14 protein-coding genes and 1 pseudogene are annotated in these 16,904 nt (G+C 75.7%); 6 read left to right on the forward strand and 9 right to left on the reverse strand.

Annotated elements, in window-relative coordinates; translation table 11 throughout:
- The first annotated feature begins 190 nt into the window (after positions 1-190).
- From ACIPYS_RS29290 to ACIPYS_RS29300, 3 genes are all read left to right on the forward strand, one after another.
- Positions 191-661 carry a hypothetical protein gene (locus ACIPYS_RS29290; RefSeq protein WP_093863985.1) on the forward strand — a complete coding sequence of 157 codons (471 nt, stop codon included), beginning with the start codon at positions 191-193 and terminating at the stop codon, positions 659-661.
- Between the two features lie 240 nt (positions 662-901).
- Positions 902-1,510, forward strand: a complete 609-nt coding sequence (locus ACIPYS_RS29295; protein WP_162497186.1) for a hypothetical protein — start codon at positions 902-904, stop codon at positions 1,508-1,510.
- 412 nt (positions 1,511-1,922) lie between these two features.
- The gene (locus ACIPYS_RS29300) at positions 1,923-3,317 is read left to right on the forward strand and encodes a carbohydrate-binding protein (RefSeq protein WP_400751581.1); all 1,395 of its coding nucleotides are present in this window, start codon (positions 1,923-1,925) and stop codon (positions 3,315-3,317) included.
- Positions 3,318-3,656: 339 nt separating this feature from the next.
- Here ACIPYS_RS29300 and ACIPYS_RS29305 read toward each other — a convergent pair whose 3' ends face one another.
- On the reverse strand, positions 3,657-4,319 hold the full coding sequence (locus tag ACIPYS_RS29305; protein ID WP_400751584.1) for a GNAT family N-acetyltransferase: 663 nt from the start codon (positions 4,317-4,319) through the stop codon (positions 3,657-3,659).
- A gap of 210 nt (positions 4,320-4,529) precedes the next feature.
- Complete coding sequence (locus tag ACIPYS_RS29310; RefSeq protein ID WP_400751587.1) at positions 4,530-5,018, reverse strand: hypothetical protein; 489 nt, start codon at positions 5,016-5,018, stop codon at positions 4,530-4,532.
- A 352-nt stretch (positions 5,019-5,370) separates the two neighbouring features.
- Between ACIPYS_RS29310 and ACIPYS_RS29315 the strand changes: the two genes are divergently transcribed.
- On the forward strand, positions 5,371-6,132 hold the full coding sequence (locus tag ACIPYS_RS29315; protein ID WP_400751589.1) for a hypothetical protein: 762 nt from the start codon (positions 5,371-5,373) through the stop codon (positions 6,130-6,132).
- Between the two features lie 22 nt (positions 6,133-6,154).
- Here ACIPYS_RS29315 and ACIPYS_RS29320 read toward each other — a convergent pair whose 3' ends face one another.
- A complete protein-coding gene (locus tag ACIPYS_RS29320) occupies positions 6,155-6,979 on the reverse strand; it encodes a nitroreductase family protein (RefSeq protein WP_400751591.1) in 825 nt (274 codons plus the stop codon).
- A 68-nt stretch (positions 6,980-7,047) separates the two neighbouring features.
- Between ACIPYS_RS29320 and ACIPYS_RS29325 the strand changes: the two genes are divergently transcribed.
- The gene (locus ACIPYS_RS29325; RefSeq protein ID WP_400751594.1) at positions 7,048-7,443 is read left to right on the forward strand and encodes a winged helix-turn-helix transcriptional regulator; all 396 of its coding nucleotides are present in this window, start codon (positions 7,048-7,050) and stop codon (positions 7,441-7,443) included.
- 21 nt (positions 7,444-7,464) lie between these two features.
- Here ACIPYS_RS29325 and ACIPYS_RS29330 read toward each other — a convergent pair whose 3' ends face one another.
- From ACIPYS_RS29330 to ACIPYS_RS29345, 4 genes and pseudogenes are all read right to left on the reverse strand, one after another.
- Positions 7,465-8,238 (reverse strand): SDR family oxidoreductase, encoded by a 774-nt coding sequence (locus ACIPYS_RS29330; protein WP_400751596.1) that lies wholly within the window; start codon positions 8,236-8,238, stop codon positions 7,465-7,467.
- Positions 8,239-8,472: 234 nt separating this feature from the next.
- The gene (locus ACIPYS_RS29335; RefSeq protein WP_400751599.1) at positions 8,473-10,380 is read right to left on the reverse strand and encodes a PP2C family protein-serine/threonine phosphatase; all 1,908 of its coding nucleotides are present in this window, start codon (positions 10,378-10,380) and stop codon (positions 8,473-8,475) included.
- Positions 10,381-10,625: 245 nt separating this feature from the next.
- Positions 10,626-10,874: pseudogene (locus ACIPYS_RS29340) on the reverse strand (hypothetical protein); the annotation flags it as partial.
- Complete coding sequence (locus tag ACIPYS_RS29345; RefSeq protein ID WP_400751602.1) at positions 10,871-14,857, reverse strand: HAMP domain-containing protein; 3,987 nt, start codon at positions 14,855-14,857, stop codon at positions 10,871-10,873. The pseudogene ACIPYS_RS29340 and the gene ACIPYS_RS29345, both read right to left, overlap by 4 nt.
- Positions 14,858-15,082: 225 nt before the next feature.
- Between ACIPYS_RS29345 and ACIPYS_RS29350 the strand changes: the two genes are divergently transcribed.
- Positions 15,083-15,406: a plasmid stabilization protein gene (locus ACIPYS_RS29350; RefSeq protein ID WP_093863976.1), complete on the forward strand. Its 324-nt coding sequence runs from the start codon at positions 15,083-15,085 to the stop codon at positions 15,404-15,406.
- 340 nt (positions 15,407-15,746) lie between these two features.
- Here ACIPYS_RS29350 and ACIPYS_RS29355 read toward each other — a convergent pair whose 3' ends face one another.
- Both ACIPYS_RS29355 and ACIPYS_RS29360 read right to left on the reverse strand, forming a co-directional pair.
- On the reverse strand, positions 15,747-16,214 hold the full coding sequence (locus ACIPYS_RS29355) for an ATP-binding protein (RefSeq protein WP_400751606.1): 468 nt from the start codon (positions 16,212-16,214) through the stop codon (positions 15,747-15,749).
- Positions 16,214-16,864 (reverse strand): STAS domain-containing protein, encoded by a 651-nt coding sequence (locus tag ACIPYS_RS29360; RefSeq protein WP_400751608.1) that lies wholly within the window; start codon positions 16,862-16,864, stop codon positions 16,214-16,216. The genes ACIPYS_RS29355 and ACIPYS_RS29360 overlap by 1 nt, the downstream gene beginning before the upstream one ends.
- Between the last annotated feature and the right edge of the window lie 40 nt (positions 16,865-16,904).

The raw sequence follows: 16,904 nt of genomic DNA on the forward strand, positions 1-16,904 counted from the left end.
CCCCGCCCCCGCCCCCGCGTGCCGGTTGCCCGCCCGGGCCGCGCCACCGGAATGCTCCCGTGCGCCGGGTTTGCCGCCCCCGGTGCCGGTGCCATATCCGAGGTTCGGGGGTGCGGACCGGACGCGGTGGCGGGGGTGCCGGCCCGGCCCTCGAAGGGATTTCGAGGAAGTCGACGGAGGGGACACCGGGATGACGGACATTCGGCGACCGGCGCTGCGGTACACCGCGGACATCACCGTGGAGGACATCGACGGGCTGGCCGGGTTCATCGAGCGGCGGGTCGTGCTGCTGCGGGACGCGGCCCCGGGGCCGCGGGGCGAGGAGGAGCTGGTCGGAGCGGCCCTGACCCAGACGGTCACCGCCCTGACCGGGAGCGCGCGGGAGGTGCTCGGCACGCTCGCCGGGCACGCGGCGGAGGCGGCCGGCCACGCCTCCGGGCCCGCCGGGGAGAGCGGTGGGGACCGGGACGTCGCGGCCTTCGACGAGGAGTTCGAGGAGCTCATGGCTCGGCTCAGCCGGCTCTGGCGGTACCTGCTGACGGCCGCCGAGGCCTGGAGCCACCTGCCCGACTACGACGTGGCACGCTGGCGACTGGACGGCCACCTGGACGCGGAGCACGAGGCCCGGGCCCGCTGGTCGCAGGCCGGGGACACCTGGTGAGCGGCCCGGACCGCTGACCGGGGCGGGCCGCTGACCGGCCGTCCGGGCCGGCCCCCGGCCCCGACGGCGTCCGCCGTACCACGCGGCCGGGCCGCGCGGGCGCGCCGGCGGCCGGTGTCGCCCGGGCGGGTGGTCGTGGCCGCGGGGCGGCACGGCGGGCGGCCGGGCCGGGGGTGGTGCGTGGTCGGATGGTCCGTCGGTGGTGCGGGCGGGCGTCGGCCGCGACGGAGAGGCGGGACGGTGCGGCGACTGAGGGTGGCGGCGGCGGTGGCGGCCGTCGCGGTGCTCGCTACGGCGGCCGTCGGGCCCGGGACACCACCGCGCCCGGGCGGCCCGGCGGCCGGTGACGAACCGGCAGCGGCCGGGGGCTCCGGCCTGCTCGGGGACTCCGGCCTGTTCGGCGGCTTCGACGCGTTCGGGGCCTCCGACGACTTCGGCGGCTACGGAGCCGTCGGCGGGCCGCCCGGCCAGGGCGGTCCCGGCGGGTTCCCCCGGCCCGGCGGGTTCGGTACGGGCCGCCTGCGGACACTGGCCGGGGTCCTGCGGCAGGACCGGCCCGGCAGCGGCTGGTACCTGGTCGGCGGGGCGCACCTGGCGTTGAACCTGGAGGTCGCGTACGCCGACCACCAGCAGATCGTGCTGCGATTCCCGGCCGCGCGTCGGGTGGTGTCCGTGCTCTGCGGACCCGACGAGACCTACGCACCCCTCGGCTACTCGTGCGGCGCCTCGGTGTCGCTGGACGAGGTGCGGGTCCGGCTGGGCCGGAACGGCCGCCCCGCCGACCCGACCGCCACGGCCGCCGGGCAGTACGCCAACTTCTGGCTGCTGGGGCTGGTCGAGCAGCGCTGAGCCGTTTCCGCGGACGGGGCCGGTCACCGGGGCTCCGCCGGGGGCCGCCGGGGCACCGCCGGGGGCCGCTGGGACGATCCCGCGCGCCGCCGCTCCCCCGGCGCGGCCGTCCTGACGAACGGTGGGCTCCTCCCGGCGCGGAGCGGAAGCGTCCTGCCCGACGGTGCGGCCGTCCTGACGCACCGGCGGACCGTCCTGACGCACCGGCGGACCGTCCTGACGCACCGGCGGACCGTCTTGACGAAATGGTCCACGGAAAGGTCTTCTGTACCACGCGCCCGAGCGCCCCCGGACCACCCGAGCCACGCGGTGATAGCTCCGGACGGTACCCCCGGGTGACATCTCCCCCGCCGGCGGACGGGGCTCCTACGGTTTCCGGCAATCCCCCACACCGTGACCGCAGGAGACCCCCATGCTCCGACGACCCGCCAGGGCCGCGTGTGCCGTCCTGGCCACCGCCGCCCTGGGTCTGACCGCCCTCCAGGGCACCGCAGGTGCCGCCTCCCCCACGCCCGGACCCGCCGCGGCCGCCCGGGCCGCCGCCTCGGCCGCGCCGGACACCCTCGGTGTCGCCACCGCCGCGCCCGAGCTGGTCGAGGCGCTGCGGCGCGACCTCGGCCTGACCTCCGCCCAGGCCCGGGCCCGGATCTCCGCCGAGGCCAGGGCGGGTGCCCTGGCCGGCGCGCTCGCCCAGTCGCTCGGTGCCGGCTGGGCCGGCTCCTGGCTGGAGGGCCCGGACGCCGCTCCGGCCGTCGCCACGACCCGCTCCGCCGACCTCGCCGTGATCCGCGCGGCGGGTGCCCGGCCGGTGCTCGTGGACCGCCCGCTCGCCGCCCTGGACGGAGCGCTGGCCGCGCTCGACCGGGCGGCCGGACGCGGCCCCGCCGGCCGGGCGGACGCGCTCGCCGCGCCGGTGCGCTACGTCGACGTGGCCGCCAACACCGTCGTGGTGCAGGCCACCGACCCGGCCGCCGCCGAACGCCTGGTCGCCGGGGCCGGACTGGACCGGGCGGCGGTGCGGGTGGAAACGGTGGCCGAGGCCCCGCGTCCGCTCTACGACCTCCGCGGCGGCGACGCCTACTACATCGACAACAGCAGCCGCTGCTCGATCGGCTTCCCGATCACCAGGGGGACCACCCAGGGCTTCGTCAGCGCGGGCCACTGCGGCCGGGCCGGGTCCAGCACGACCGGCGCCAACCGGGCCGCCCAGGGCAGCTTCCAGGCCTCGGTCTTCCCGGGCAACGACATGTCCTGGGTGGCCACCAACAGCAGCTGGACCGCGACCCCCTACGTGAACAGCGCGTCCGGCGCGGTGACCGGCTCGGTGCTGCAGCAGGTCGGGGCCTCGGTCTGCCGGTCCGGTTCCACCACCGGCTGGCACTGCGGCACGATCCAGCAGCACAACACCAGCGTCACCTACGCCGAGGGCACCGTCTCGGGCGTCACCCGGACCAATGTGTGCGCGGAGCCGGGCGACTCGGGCGGCTCCTTCATCTCGGGCACGCAGGCACAGGGCGTGACCTCGGGCGGCACCGGGAACTGCTCCCAGGGCGGCACCACGTACTTCCAGCCGGTCAACCCGATCCTGCAGGGCTACGGGCTGACGCTGAAGACCGACGGCCAGGGCCCCGGTCCCGGTCCCGGCCCGGGTCCCGGCAACCCGGGCGGCACCTGGGCCGCGGGCACCGTCTACCAGGCCGGCGCCACCGTCACCTACGGCAGCGCCTCCTACCGCTGCCTCCAGGGCCACCAGGCCCAGGCCGGATGGGAGCCGCCGAACACCCCGGCGCTCTGGCAGGCGGTCTGACCCGTGACCGTCCACAGCCCCGGAGCCCGGGCCGAGCGGCCCGCCGCGCCCTCGATCGGAGCAACCGGCGGTGCCACGGCGGGCCCTCCGTGTGAGACCTTGGACGGGGGGCCAACCCACCAAGGAGGCCCGATGTCGTCGAAGCGTCGCCGCAAGAAGAAGGCCCGTCGCAAGGGTGCCAACCACGGCAAGCGGCCGCAGTGCTGAACCGGCACTGAGGACGGTGCCGGAACCGCCCCGAACCGCCGCCCGGCCCCGGACACCCGTCCGGGGCCGGGCGGCGGTTGTGCGCCGTGGCCGGCCGCCCCGGGAGCGGAGGCCGGATCCACGGCCGGTGGGTCACGCCCCGGCGGACTCCACCGGCTCGGGGGCGTAGTAGAGGCTCGCCATGGGGGCGCGGAGCGTCCAGCCGAGGGCGCTGTAGAGCGCCTTCCCGTCGGGAGTGCCGACGAGGAGCCCGGTCTCGGCGCCGCTGCGGTGCCCGGCGTCCTCCAGTGCCCGCATCACCACGGAGCCGAGGCCCCGGCGGCGGTGCGCGGGCGCGGTCTCGATCTGGTCGGCCACGGCGGCGGCCCCGGCGAGCCCGAGCTGGCCGCGCGCGGCGAAGTGGCCGTCCTCGGTGCGGACCAGGACCCGGACCACGCCGCCGCGCTCCCAGGTGGTGAGGGTGTACCCGGCCGGGACGACCGGACGTCCGGCGGCGAGCGGCACGGTCATCAGATAGCCGGGGACGTCGAAGCGCCAGCCCGGCGCGATCCAGGGCCGGACGGTGTCGTCGTCGGCGAACACCTTCAGCCAGGTGCCGGGCGCTGTGGTGGCCGCCACCAGCTTGCGGACGTCGGGTTCCGTCGGCTCGGGAAGGACGTGGCGGGCCACCTGCGCCGACTGGCCGACGTCGATCGTCCAGCCCCACGGCTCGTCCACCGGATCGGCCGCTCCCCGTGAGACCACCCAGCCCGCGATCCAGTCCCGCACCAGCCCGCTGACGACGGACTCAGCCATCCTCGACCCCCGTAATAGTCACTGATGAAGTTCATAGCTTACCCATAGGTGGCGACAAGCCAACCCCCCCAGCTCCCCGCCGGCGCCCGCCGTCGCGACCCGGGGCAGCGGGCGCCGGACGGCGGGTCGGGACGGCGCGACAGCAGGACGCCGGCAGGTCACCGGCGCTCGCACGCCGACCCGAGGGCCTCCCGGCCGAGCGGTCCCCGGTCAGTGCTCCGGCAGGCGCCCCGGCCCCCGGCCCCGGCGCGGGGAGTCCTCCGGGGCCCCCGCCTCCTCGTCGGCCCGCCGCGCCGCGCGACCTACGACCGGCTCGCGCACGGCAGGCTCGCGCACGGCAGGCTCGTCGGAGATCCGGTCGTCGGTGATCCGGCGTTCCATGACCCGGTCCTCCGACCGGGCCCCGGGGCGCTCCGCGGTCCGCTCCTCCGGCCGGACCGCGGCGGGCGCGGCATGGCGGCCGTGTTTCACGGCCCGGGCCCGGCGGAGCGACCGGCCCGCTCCGGCCAGCAACAGGCCCAGGCAGAACAGCAGCGCGAGCGCCAGCCCGGCGAGGAAGACGCCCAGGCTGTTCAGGGTCACCAGATCGTGCCCCAGAACGGTCACCTGGTACTCCGGCCCGCCGTCCAGGTTGTCGGCGATCAGCAGGCCGGTGAAGGCTCCCGCCGCGGCGAACAGGAGGATTCCGAACAACAGCATGGCGGTGTCCTTTCGGTCCGTCCCCCGCGTGTGCCCCCCGGGGCCGAACCGCGCCTACCCGCCGCGGCCCGCCGTACACGGCCCGGCCGCTCCGGCAGGACGGGGAGCGGGTCGGAAAGCGGACGGGGAGCGGGTCGGAAGGCGGACCGGGCCGTGCGGCACCGGCCCGGTCCGGCGGACGCACCGACATCCGTGGCATCCTGCTGTCCACCGACGAGGAGGGAGCCCGTCGAGGACGCCACCGCGGAACGGCGGCAGCCCTCCCCGGCGGATCCCGACGCGCACCGCGACCGGCTGCGCACCGACCACGACGACCGGTCCCACCGGCAGGGCGGGACGGCTGGAGCCACCCTTGCGGGACAGCTTTTCCGACGGTTTCCTCGCCGGGCCGGCCCACGAGGCCCATCCGGTGGACCTGATGTGCCTCTATCTGCTGCACGGATCCGTCGACCGGATCCCCGGTCTTCCGGCCGACCGGGAGGCCCTGTCCTTCGATCACCTGAGCCGGCACGTCCGCCCCGAGCACCGCGCCCGCCACGACGACGCGGAGACCTTCTCGCTGCACGTCCGGCGAACGGTCCGCGGGCGCCGGTACGGCCTGGAGTTCAGGCTGCACTTCGTGGCCGGGGAACCGTACGCCGACGCGGTGGTTCCGTTCGGCGCGCCGGTCGACCCGCGGCGCTTCCTGCGGCACCTCCGCGGCCGGTACGGCTCCGCGGGGGCCGCGGAGGACTGGGACTTCGAGGTGTACACCGACGTGTCCGACCTGCGCGAGAGCGTCGTGCGGTTCGGCAACGGGCGCGAGGTCTGGTTCCAGGTCAACCGCGGTCCGGTGGTGGCCGGCCGGTCCCGGCCGCTGCCCGGGGTCCGGGGCCGCCTGGTGACCGGCCGGCTGCACGGCAACCTGTTCGGAGCGGGTGCCCGGCCGCACGCGGGAGGGGTGATGTTCCCCGACCGCCTCGCCGCCGTCGGAACCGGCTCCGCCGGGGCGCGCGCGTACCGCCGCTACGCGGCCGGGCTGGGCGCGCCCCTCCCCCGGCCGGCGGGACGGCCGGGACGCCCCGACTTCGGCGCCGCCACCGCCTCCCGGCCGGGAGGCACCGGCCGCAGGTGACCGCCGGGCCCGGCCGGGCCGCTCAGCCGCCGTGGGCACCCCAGGTCTCCTCGAAGACGACGCGCCGGCGGGGGCGGCGGCCCGGGTGGAACCGGGTGCCGGCGGGGTGGCCGACCGCGACCAGCAGGGCGATCGCGAGGTCCTCGCGGTGCTCGATCCCGATCACCTTCTTCACCTCCTCCTCGTCCCAGCCGTTCATCGGCGAGGTCGCCAGCCCCATCCCGGTGGCCGCGAGCATCACGAAGGAGGCGGCGATGACCGCGTCCTTCACCGCGTACTCGCGGAGCAGGCCGCGCTGCTCCAGGCCCTCCTGGAACTCCTGCGCGGCGGCGGAGAACATCTCGACGAACTCCTCGCTCCACGCGCCGTTCTGCCGCGCCTGCCGGTAGACGTCGCTGCGGTCCTCCCGCCATGCCTGCGGTTCGGCGACGAAGACCAGCACCACCGGAGCCTCGCTCGGCTGGGGCTGGCCCCCCGTGGCCCGGGCCAGCCCGGCCCGGCCCTCCTCGCCCGACACCACCACGATCGAACGGTCCTGGAGGTTCCAGCTGGTGGGAGCTTCCACGGCCAGGTCGAGCAGGGTGTCGAGCAGCTCCGGGGAGACCGGGTCGGGCCGGTAGTGGCGGACGGTGCGGCGGGTGCGGATCGCTTCGGGGACGGACATCGTGCCGTTCGCGGTGCGGTCCGTCGCGCGGCCGGTGGTGTCGCTGACGGTGTGGTCGGTCGTGCGGTTCGCGGTGCGGTCGGTCGTGCGGTTCGCGGTGTGGTCGGTCGTGCGGTTCGCGGTGTGGTCGGTCGTGCGGTTCGCGGTGCGGTCGGTCGTCCGGTTCAGGGTGCGGTTCGTCATGCCGACAACTCTCGGAGAGTCACTCTCTTTTAGGAAGAAGGCACCTGAAAGTGCGTTACTCTCCCTGGGTGAAGACCACCGTGGCATCCTCCGGCTTCCCGGCCGACGTCTACTCCGCGAAGTGCCCGACGCGCCAGGTCCTCGACCACATCGCCGGCAAGTGGACCGTCCTGATCGTCGACTGCCTGCTCGACGGCACCCTGCGCTACACCGAGCTGTTCCGGCGGATCGAGGGGGTGTCGCAGAAGATGCTCACCCAGACCCTGCGGCTACTCGAGACCGACGGCTTCGTCACCCGCACCGTGCACCCGACCGTGCCGCCGCGCGTCGAGTACGGCCTGACCGACCTCGGGCGCAGCCTCGCCGGGCCGATCAGTGCCCTCCGCGAGTGGACGGAGGCCCACATCAACGACATCGAGCGGGCCCGGTCCGCCGGCCCGGCCGACCGGGGGGCCACCCCCTGACGGCCGGGCGGGCGACGGCGGTCAGGCCTGCGCCAGCCACTCCTCCAGGGTCGGACCGGCGAGCACGGTGGCGGGACCGGCGACGAACGCGCCGTTCTCCAGGAGTTCGCGGTCCGGGGTCGCCTCCTCGCTGACCTCGACGACGGTGACGTCCTCGCCCCGGGCGGCGTAGACGAGTCCGGCGGCCTTGGCGAGGTTCTCCTCGCGCGGGCCGGCGATCTCGGGGAACGGCGCCGCCGTGGTGCCCGGCTCGGGCGCGGGACCCTCGGCGAGGTCGACGAGCGCCTCGGCCACCGCCGCGGCCGCGACGAGCTGGGTGCGCATCAGCGGGACCCGCACGGTGTCGCCCTGGCGGCCCCAGCTGACCAGCGGCTCGACGAACTCGTGGAACTGCGCGGCGCGCAGGATCCGGACCGGCAGCGGGCCGGCCGTCAGGGCCTTCTCGTGGGCGACCTTGGCACGGTAGTAACCGCCGGTCGACGCGTCGATGCCGAGGATGGACACCGAGACGATCTGCTCCACCCCGGTCCGGGCGCCCGCGGCGTGCAGGTTGGCGGCGGCGGCGGTGAAGAACTCCGTCGCCACCGTCTCGTCCGCGGAGGGGGTGCCGGAGGTGTCGACGACGACCTGGACCCCGGTCAGCGCCTTGTCGAGGCCCTCGCCCGTGACGATGTCGACGCCCGCCGAGCGCGAGATCGCCACGACCTCGTGGCCGCGTTCCGCCAGCACGCGGACTACGTGCTCGCCCAGACGGCCGGTGGCGCCGACCACCGCGACGGTCCTGCGGTTCGACATGGTTGTTCTCCTTCGTGGTGCGTGTGTCGTGGGACACCGCCGGGCCCCGCACCACCCCCGTGCGCGCGGCGGCCAGGACGGCTCCGGCCACCGACCCTAGGGCCGGTACGGCGTCGCGGGGTGTGCGAGGCGCGCACGGTCCTTCGTCAATGCGTGCAGAGCGGGGGCATCGGCACCTGAGGAGCGGCGGCCGCCGGTGCGGCGGGCGTCCGTGGCCGCCCGTCATCCGTCCCGTCATCCGTCGGGCGGCGGTCCCGCGGCGGCCTCCGGCGGCTCGATGCGGACGGCGACCAGGCAGGTGTCGTCGTCGGTGTCGGCCGGGCTCAGCTCCAGCAGCAGGTCCAGGTACCGCTCCAGATCGGGGCCGGGCGGGCCGGCCGCCCGGATCAGCTGGTCCACCGACTCCTCGACCGGGCGGTCCCGGCGCTCGACCAGGCCGTCGGTGTAGAGGAGCAGCACGTCGCCCGGGACGAGCCGGGCGGTGTACTCCTCGTACTCGGCGTCCGCCAGCGCCCCGAGCAGCACGCCGTGCGGCAGCGGCAGCACCTCGGCGCCGCCGGGGGCGAGTCTGATCGGCGGGAGGTGCCCGGCCCGGGCCCAGCGCAGCGAGCCGTCGTCCGGTCCGAGCAGCACGCAGACGGCGGTGGCGGTCACCTGCGCCGGTTCGCGAAGGGCCACGGTGTTGGCCCACTCCAGCAGCCGGCCCGGTCCGGCACCGGTGACGGCCAGACCGCGCAGCGCGTGCCGGAGCGCGACCATGCCGGTGGCCGCGCCGACCCCGTGCCCGGCCACGTCGCCGACGGCCAGCAGCACCCGGCGGTCGGGCAGCACCAGGACGTCGTACCAGTCGCCGCCGACCCGTTCGCGTTTGGCGGCGGGCCGGTAGCGGACGGCGGCGCGCAGTCCGGAGGCTCCGAGGGGCGGGGGTGCCGCGGGCAGGATCGCCTGCTGGAGCCGGAGCGCGAGTTGCTCGCGCTCGGCCGTCTCCTGCTCGCTGTCCGCCAGCCGGGCCCGGGTGGCGCCGAGGGCGATCTCGGTCCAGTGCTGGGCCGACACGTCGTGGTAGGCACCGCGGATCGCGACGAGACGGCCCGCCTCGTCCAGGACCGGTTCGGCGATCACCCGGGTGTAGCGCTGGGAGCCGTCCGGGCGGACCAGCCTGAACACCGAGGAGGCGGTGCGCAGCCGGTGCCGGACGGTGTCCAGCAGCCGGCGGACGGCGGGCCCGTCGTCGGGGTGGACGTGCCGGGCGAGCCGGGCGAGGGGCACAACGGACTCCGGCGGCAGGCCGAACAGTTCGCTCAGGCCCTCGCTCCAGAGGATCCGGCCGCTGTCCGGCTGTTCCTCGAACCCGGCCACCCGGGCCAGGCGTTGGGCCTGGCGCAGCAGATCGGTCTGCTCGGGATCGCCGGACCGGTCGGTGTCGCGCTGCCAGCTGAGCAGGAGGCGGGGGCCGAGCGGGGCGACGGCGATCCGCAGGACGGCGGGTACGGCGATCCCGCCGCCCTGGAAGACCAGGCGCAGGCGGTCGTCGGTCCGGGGCTCGCCGGTCTCGTGCGCCCGGAGCAGCGGTTCCAGCAGACCGGTGGCGCAGGCCATCGGGTAGGTCTCCAGGAGGGAGGTGCCGTCCAGGCCGCTGCGGGGGCGGCCGAGCGGGTCACGGAACAGCCGGTTGGTGCGCAGGACGGTGAAGTCCACGACCCGGCCGTCCCGCAGGACGGGTTCGAGCAGGAGGGCCGGGTCGAGCAGGCCGTCGAGCAGGTCCGCCTCCCGGTCGGGCGGCACGGGGGGCTCCGGGTGGCCGAGGAGGGTGGCGCAGAGGTCGGCGAGGGCCCGGAGCCGGCGGCGCTGCGGCGGGCCGAGCTCGGGTGCGGGGCCGGGCCAGAGCACTTCGAGGGCCCCGAGGCGGCGGCCGTCGGCGAGCAGCGGGAGGACGGCGCGGGGGGTGGTGGCTCCACCGGCGACGGGTCCGGTCGGCGCCGGCGCGTCGGGCCAGCGGTCCTCGCCGCCGGTGACGGCCTGTCGGGCGGGGGTGTCGACGCCGGGGGGCACCCGGTTCCAGGCCTCGGCCTCGTCCAGGGGCAGTCCGGCCTGGGCGGCGAGGGCGAGGCCGCCGCCGGGCAGCCGTTGCCAGACCAGCACGGCGTGGGCGCCGAGGGGGGCGGCGCCCTGCCGGAGGACGGCCTCGACGGCGCCCGCGAGGTCGGGGACGGCGGCGAGGGCCCGGCGGGGGCCGGTGGGGCGGGTGCCCCGGCGGACCCGGGCGCATCGCGGAGGTCCGACGGTCCGGGCCCGCCGTCCCGGGCGGGCCCCTCGGCCGTGCGTCCGACGACGTCGGCGGCCAGGGTGGCGACCGGCACTCCGGCCTCCCGGGCGAGCGCGGCCAGCCGGGCGGCGGCCTCGGCGGTCGTCGAGGTCAGCCGCTCGGCGAGCATGCCGGTGGCGAGGTCGACCAGCGCCCGGGTGCCCTCCTCGGCCCGCATCCGCTCCACGGCGCGCTGGAGCCGTCGGACGGCCCCGGCGAGCTGCCGCGCCGCGGCGTCCTGGGCCTCCCCCGGTCCCCCGGCGGGCCCGGTCGGTCCGGCACCGTGCGGGGGGACACCCGGCGGACCGCCGGGCCGGGGGCCGTCGGTCATGACCCGTCCAGCCAGTGCCGCATCCGCTCCAGCAGCAGCGTGGTGTCCACCGGCTTGCTGATGTGGTCGTCGGCGCCGGCGGCGAGGCTCTTGGCCCGGTCACCGGCCATCGCCTTGGCGGTGACGACGACGACCGGGATCCGGCCGAACCGCTCGTCGGCACGGATGGCGGCGATGGCCGCGTAGCCGTCGAGGCCGGGCATCATCACGTCCATCAGGACCAGGTCCGTCTCCGGGTGGGCGCGCAGCAGGTCGAGCCCGGCACGGCCGTCGGCGGCGTGCAGGACGGTCAGGCCGTGCTGCTCGAGGGCGGCGGCGAGCGCGAAGACGTTGCGGACGTCGTCGTCGACGATCAGCGTGGTGCGTCCGGCGAGCGGTTCGTCGGTGGGGACGGCGTGTTCGCCGGGCCCGGCGTCGGCGGGGTTCCGGCCGCCCAGGAGGCCGATCAGGCGTTCGCACAACTCGTCCAGACCCGCCGGGAGTTCGAGGCCGCCGATCGCCGCCGCGGTGGCGCCGACGCCGCCTTCCCCGCCCTGGTGGCCGAGCACGGGCGTGCCCGCCGGAAGCCCGGTGATCAGCAGGGGGGCGAGTTCGCCGGTGCGGCCGAGGTCGAGCACGGCACACCGGTACGGGCCGTCGGCGAGGGCGGCACGGAGGTCCGCCTCGGTGCCGGCGCTGCGGATCTCCACCGGCGGGCCCTCGCCGTGCGCCTCGGCGGCGGTCCGGGCCAGCAGCGTGAGCAGGGCGGGCGGTTCGGCCTCGACGACCAGGACGCGGGCCCCGGCGTCCGGCAGGGCACCCGGGACTTCGGCCGCCCGGTCCCGGCCGGCGAGCGGCAGGTGGAAGGTGAAGCGGCTGCCGCGACCGGCGGCGGAGCGGACGGTGAGGACACCGCCGAGCAGGCGGGCGAGTTCGCGGCTGATGGACAGGCCGAGCCCGGTACCGCCGAAGCGGCGGGCGGTGGTGCCGTCGGCCTGCTGGAAGGCGCCGAAGATGCTGTCGAGGTGGTCGGGGTCGATGCCGATGCCGGTGTCCTCGACGTGGAAGGCCACCGCGGCCCCGGCCCGGCCGAGTTCGGCCGGGAGCGCGTCGGCCTCCACCCGTTCGACGCGCAGCTCGACGTGGCCCGTGTCGGTGAACTTGATCGCGTTGGAGAGCAGGTTCCGCAGGATCTGCCGCAACCGGGCCTGGTCGGTGACGAGTTCGCCGGGCACGTGTGCGCCGACGCCGATCCGGAAGGCGAGGCCGCGCTGGTCGGCCAGGGGCTTGAACGCGCCCTCGACGTAGGCCAACAGCTCCTGGACGGCGAAGGGTTCGGGGCTGAACTCCATCTTCCCCGCCTCGACCTTGGAGAGGTCGAGGATGTCGTTGATGAGCTGGAGCAGGTCGGAGCCGGCCGAGTGGATCACACCCGCGTACTCGACCTGCTTGGGGGTGAGGTTGCCGGCGGCGTTCTGGGCGAGCAGCTGGGCGAGGATGAGCAGGCTGTTGAGCGGGGTGCGCAGTTCGTGGCTCATGTTGGCCAGGAACTCGGACTTGTACATCGAGGTGAGGCTCAACTGCCGCGCCCGTTCCTCGAGTTCCTGTCGGGCCTGCTCGATCTCCAGGTTCTTCGCCTCGATGTCGCGGTTGCGTTCGGCCAGCAGCGCGGCCTTCTCCCCGAGTTCGGCGTTGGAGCGCCGCAGTTCCTCCTGACCTTCCTGCAACTCCTCCGACCGGGACTGGAGCTCGGCGGCGAGCCGCTGGGACTCGCCGAGCAGCTCGTCGGTCCGGGCGTTGGCCAGCAGGGTGCCGATGTTGACTCCGCAGGCCTCGGCCAACTGCTCCAGGAGGTCGCGGTGGACGGCACTGAAGGGGTGCACGGAGGCGAACTCCATCACGCCGAGCAGCCATTCCTCCAGGGCGATCGGCAGGATCAGCACGGACCGGGCGTGGGTGGCGCCGGCGCCGGAGCCGATGGTCGCGTAGTCGGGCGGCAGGTCGTCCACGACGACGGTGCGCCGGGAGCGGGCCGCCTGCCCGACCAGGGACTCGCCGAGCCGGACCCGTGCCGGACCGCCTCGTGCACCGCCGCCCCCGGCGCCGTCTCCGGTCCCGGCGCCGTCTCCGTCGCCGGTCCCACTCCCGCTCCCGCGGCCCTCGCCGGTGGGTGTTTCCGCCGCCGTACCGCCCTGACCGCCGTAGGCACTGATCCGGGCCAGGACGGTACCCTCCGGACCCTCCTCCGCGAGGTAGAACGCCCCGTACTGGGCGCCGACCAGCGGCGTCAGCCCGTCGGTGATCAGCCCGGCGACGGACCGGATGTCGCGCTGCCCCTGCATGGTGCCGGTGAAGCGGGCGAGGTTGGTCTTGAGCCAGTCCTGCTCCTGGTTGGCGCGGGTGGTCTCGCGCAGCGACTCGACCATGAAGTTGATGTTGTCCTTGAGGTCGGCGACCTCGCCGGAGGCGTCGACGGTGATCGAGCGGGTGAGGTCGCCGGCGGTCACGGCGTTGGTGACCTCGGCGATGGCGCGGACCTGGCGGGTGAGGTTGCCGGCGAGCTCGTTGACGTTCTCGGTCAGGCGCTTCCAGGTGCCGGACACACCCTCCACCTCGGCCTGGCCGCCGAGCCGCCCCTCGGTGCCCACCTCGCGCGCCACCCGGGTCACCTCGGCGGCGAACGAGCCCAGCTGGTCGACCATCGTATTGACGGTGGTCTTGAGCTCCAGGATCTCGCCGCGCGCGTCGACGTCGATCTTGCGGGTGAGGTCGCCGTCCGCGACGGCGGTGGTGACCTGGGCGATGTTGCGGACCTGGCTGGTCAGGTTGTGCGCCATGAAGTTGACGTTGTCGGTCAGGTCCTTCCACGTCCCGGCGACGTTCGGGACCCGGGCCTGCCCGCCGAGCGTCCCCTCGGTGCCCACCTCCCGCGCCACCCGGGTGACCTCGTCGGCGAACACCGACAGGGTGTCCACCATCGTGTTGATCGCGTCGGCCAGCGCCGCCATCTCGCCCTTGGCCTCGACGGTGATCTTCCGCGAGAGGTCGCCGCGGGCCACCGCGGTCGCCACGTCCGACATCGACCGGACCTGGCCGGTCAGGTTGGAGGCCATCACGTTGACGTTGTCCGTGAGGTCCTTCCACGTTCCGGACACGCCCCGGACGGTGGCCTGGCCGCCGAGGTTGCCCTCGGTGCCGACGTCCCGCGCCACCCGGGTCACCTCGTCCGCGAACGCGGACAGCTGGTCGACCATCGTGTTGATGGTCTCCTTCAGCTCCAGGATCTCCCCGCGCGCGTCCACCCGGATCTTCTGCGTCAGATCGCCCTCGGCGACCGCGGTCGTCACCTCGGCGATCGACCGGACCTGCGCGGTCAGATTGTCGGCCATCACGTTGACGGACTCGGTGAGGTCGCGCCAGGTCCCCGAGACGTCGCGCACGTCGGCCTGTCCGCCGAGCCGCCCCTCGGAACCGACCTCCCGCGCCACCCGGGTCACCTCGCCCGCGAACGAGCCCAGCTGGCCGACCATCGTGTTCACGGTGTTCTTGAGTTCGAGGAGTTCTCCGCGCGCGTCGACCTCGATCTTCTGGGTGAGGTCGCCCCGCGCCACCGCCGTCGTCACCTGGGCGATGTTGCGCAGCTGCCGGGTGAGGTCGCCGGCCATCGCGTTGACCGCGTCCGTGAGGTCGAGCCACGTCCCGGCCGCGCCGGGGACGTGCGCCTGACCGCCGAGCCGCCCCTCGGAACCGACCTCGCGGGCGACCCGGGTCACCTCCGAGGTCACCCGGGCGAGCTGTTCGACCATGCCGTTGAAGACGCCGGCGATCTCCCCCGGCACACCCGGCAGGTCCGACCCGAGTCGGATGCGGAAGTCACCGTCCCGGACCGCCGTCAGCCCGGCGAGCAGCTGCCGCAGGACCGGGTCCGCCCGGTCGGGTCCGGCCGGTCGGTCCGTTCGCCCGGCTGCGGGACCAGGCGCGCCCGGTGCTTGCTCCTCGTCCATCCGTCCACCGTCCGGATCGACCGCGCGGCCGGGCCGCTGCGCGGCGGCCCCGGCCGATGGGGGCGGCGGCGCCGTCCCGCTTTCCACTCTGCCACCGTCCCGCCACCCGGGACAGGCGGGGGCGGACGGCGTCGGAGCGGCCCCCGGTGCCCGCGCCCGTTTTACCCCGGCGCCGTCGGGTAGACGCCACCCGCCGAAGTACCGGCCGAGGGAAGGACCGTCGCCATGCCCCGAGGATCGAGTCCGAAACGGGAACGCCAGTACGAGCACATCAAGGAGAGCGTGCTGGAGCGCGGCGAGAGCGAGGACCGCGCCGAGGAGATCGCCGCGCGGACCGTCAACAAGGAGCGTGCCCGGCACGGCGAGTCCAGGACCGCCAGCCGCAGCTCCACCCACGACATCTCGTCCGGCCGCCGGGGCGGGCAGCGCTCGCACCGGGGCGCCGGCGGGCCCACCTACGACCAGCTGTACAACGAGGCCAGGCAGCGCAACATCGAGGGCCGCTCGAAGATGAACAAGCGCGAGCTGGCCCGGGCACTCGGCCACTGACGCCAACTGTACCGTTCGGGCGAATTCCCGTGTCCGGCCCGGTCAGCGCCCACCGCGGCGCTCCGGCACCGGGCCGGGGAGCCCGCGACGGCCCCCACCCCGGGAAGGAGGCACGGCCGCCATGACCGTCCCGCCACCCGTCCACCCGGACACCGAACCGTTCCCGCACCCGGACCCCGCACCCCGGCCGGTGCCGGACCCGGCGCCACCGCCCGTACCGCCCTTCCCGCCGCCCGACCCCGATCCCGGCCCGCCCGCCGTGCCCGGGCCGGGGCCCGCGACGGAGCCCCGGCCGCTCGGCGACTGAGACCCGGACCCGTCGCCGCTGGACCACCGCACCTCAGGTGCGGTGGTCCAGCGGCGACGACACCTCCAGCCAGACCGACTTGCCGCCGTTCTCGGGCCGCGACCCCCAGGCCCGGGCGAGCCGGTCCACCACCCGCAGGCCGTGGCCGCCCGGCTGCCCCGGGTCGGCGGACGGACGCAGCTCGGGCGGGACCGGGCTCGCGTCGCTGACCTCGACCCGCAGCCGGACGGTGTCCCAGCGAAGCCGCAGCTCGCGCGGCCCGCCGGGGGCGTGCAGGCAGGCGTTGGTGACCAGTTCGGAGACCATCAGCAGGACGTCCTCGAAGACGGCCACCTGCTCCTCGTCGGGCCGGCTCCCCCCGTCCACGGCCAGCCAGTGCCAGTCGAGCAGTGCCTGGCGGCTGAAGTCCCGGCACTGCTGCACCGTACCGGCGCTGCTGCTCAGCGGCAGCCGCCGGGTCTGGTCCCGATCCGGTGCGGCAGCGGTTCCCGGGTGGTCCATCACGGCCCTCCGGGTCCCTCGGGAGCAGTAGGCCCGGAACGGTCGGGACCGCTCGGGCGGCCGGGGGCCGACGGGCCGTCGTCGACCGCCAGCGCGAGAGCGAGGTCGGGGTGGATCCGCAGGACGGTGTCCGCGCCGGTGACCGCGAACAGCCGGACCACGGCGGGGCGGGGCCCGGTGATCTCCAGCCGCACGCCGGCCGCTTCCGCGTCCTGCCGGGCCCGCAGCAGGATGTTCAGGCCGGTCGAGTCGCAGAAGCTCAGCTCGGCGAGGTCCACCAGGATCCGGGCCAGGCCGTCCTCCGGCAGTCCGCCGAGCGCCGAGCGCAAGCCGTCCACCGAGTCGTGGTCGAGTTCGCCCCGGAGCGAGACGATCCGCACCGTTCCGGTCCGCCGCGACTCGACGCGCAGCCCGCCCGACCGGAACGCACCCGCACCGGGCTCCCCCGTGCCCGGCCCTCCCCCCGCACCCCCGTCTTCCCCGTCGCCCCCGGCGGACAGATGCATGGCTGGCTCCCGGTCCGGTCGGAACTGCCTCGTCCCGTCAGCACCATGATGCCGCGCGGCGGGTCGGGCCGCGCGGACGGCGGGCACCCGACGGTCGGCCGCCCGGCAGGACGGCGCCGGCGGTGGCCGGGTCGTGACCTCCATGCCGGGCGTTTGCCCCGGCCCGGTGCGGCTACACGCGAGG

Source organism: Kitasatospora sp. NPDC089913 (assembly GCF_044748625.1).
In the GTDB taxonomy this organism is placed as follows: Bacteria; Actinomycetota; Actinomycetes; order Streptomycetales; family Streptomycetaceae; genus Kitasatospora.

Coding starts and splice junctions, on each gene's coding strand:
- ACIPYS_RS29290 (WP_093863985.1), top strand. CDS start 191: ATGACGGACATTCGGCGACCGGCGCTGCGGTACACCGCGGACATCACC.
- ACIPYS_RS29300 (WP_400751581.1), top strand. CDS start 1,923: ATGCTCCGACGACCCGCCAGGGCCGCGTGTGCCGTCCTGGCCACCGCC.
- ACIPYS_RS29305 (WP_400751584.1), bottom strand. CDS start 4,319: ATGGCTGAGTCCGTCGTCAGCGGGCTGGTGCGGGACTGGATCGCGGGC.
- ACIPYS_RS29310 (WP_400751587.1), bottom strand. CDS start 5,018: ATGCTGTTGTTCGGAATCCTCCTGTTCGCCGCGGCGGGAGCCTTCACC.
- ACIPYS_RS29320 (WP_400751591.1), bottom strand. CDS start 6,979: ATGACGAACCGCACCCTGAACCGGACGACCGACCGCACCGCGAACCGC.
- ACIPYS_RS29330 (WP_400751596.1), bottom strand. CDS start 8,238: ATGTCGAACCGCAGGACCGTCGCGGTGGTCGGCGCCACCGGCCGTCTG.
- ACIPYS_RS29345 (WP_400751602.1), bottom strand. CDS start 14,857: ATGGACGAGGAGCAAGCACCGGGCGCGCCTGGTCCCGCAGCCGGGCGA.
- ACIPYS_RS29350 (WP_093863976.1), top strand. CDS start 15,083: ATGCCCCGAGGATCGAGTCCGAAACGGGAACGCCAGTACGAGCACATC.
- ACIPYS_RS29355 (WP_400751606.1), bottom strand. CDS start 16,214: ATGGACCACCCGGGAACCGCTGCCGCACCGGATCGGGACCAGACCCGG.
- ACIPYS_RS29360 (WP_400751608.1), bottom strand. CDS start 16,864: ATGGAGGTCACGACCCGGCCACCGCCGGCGCCGTCCTGCCGGGCGGCC.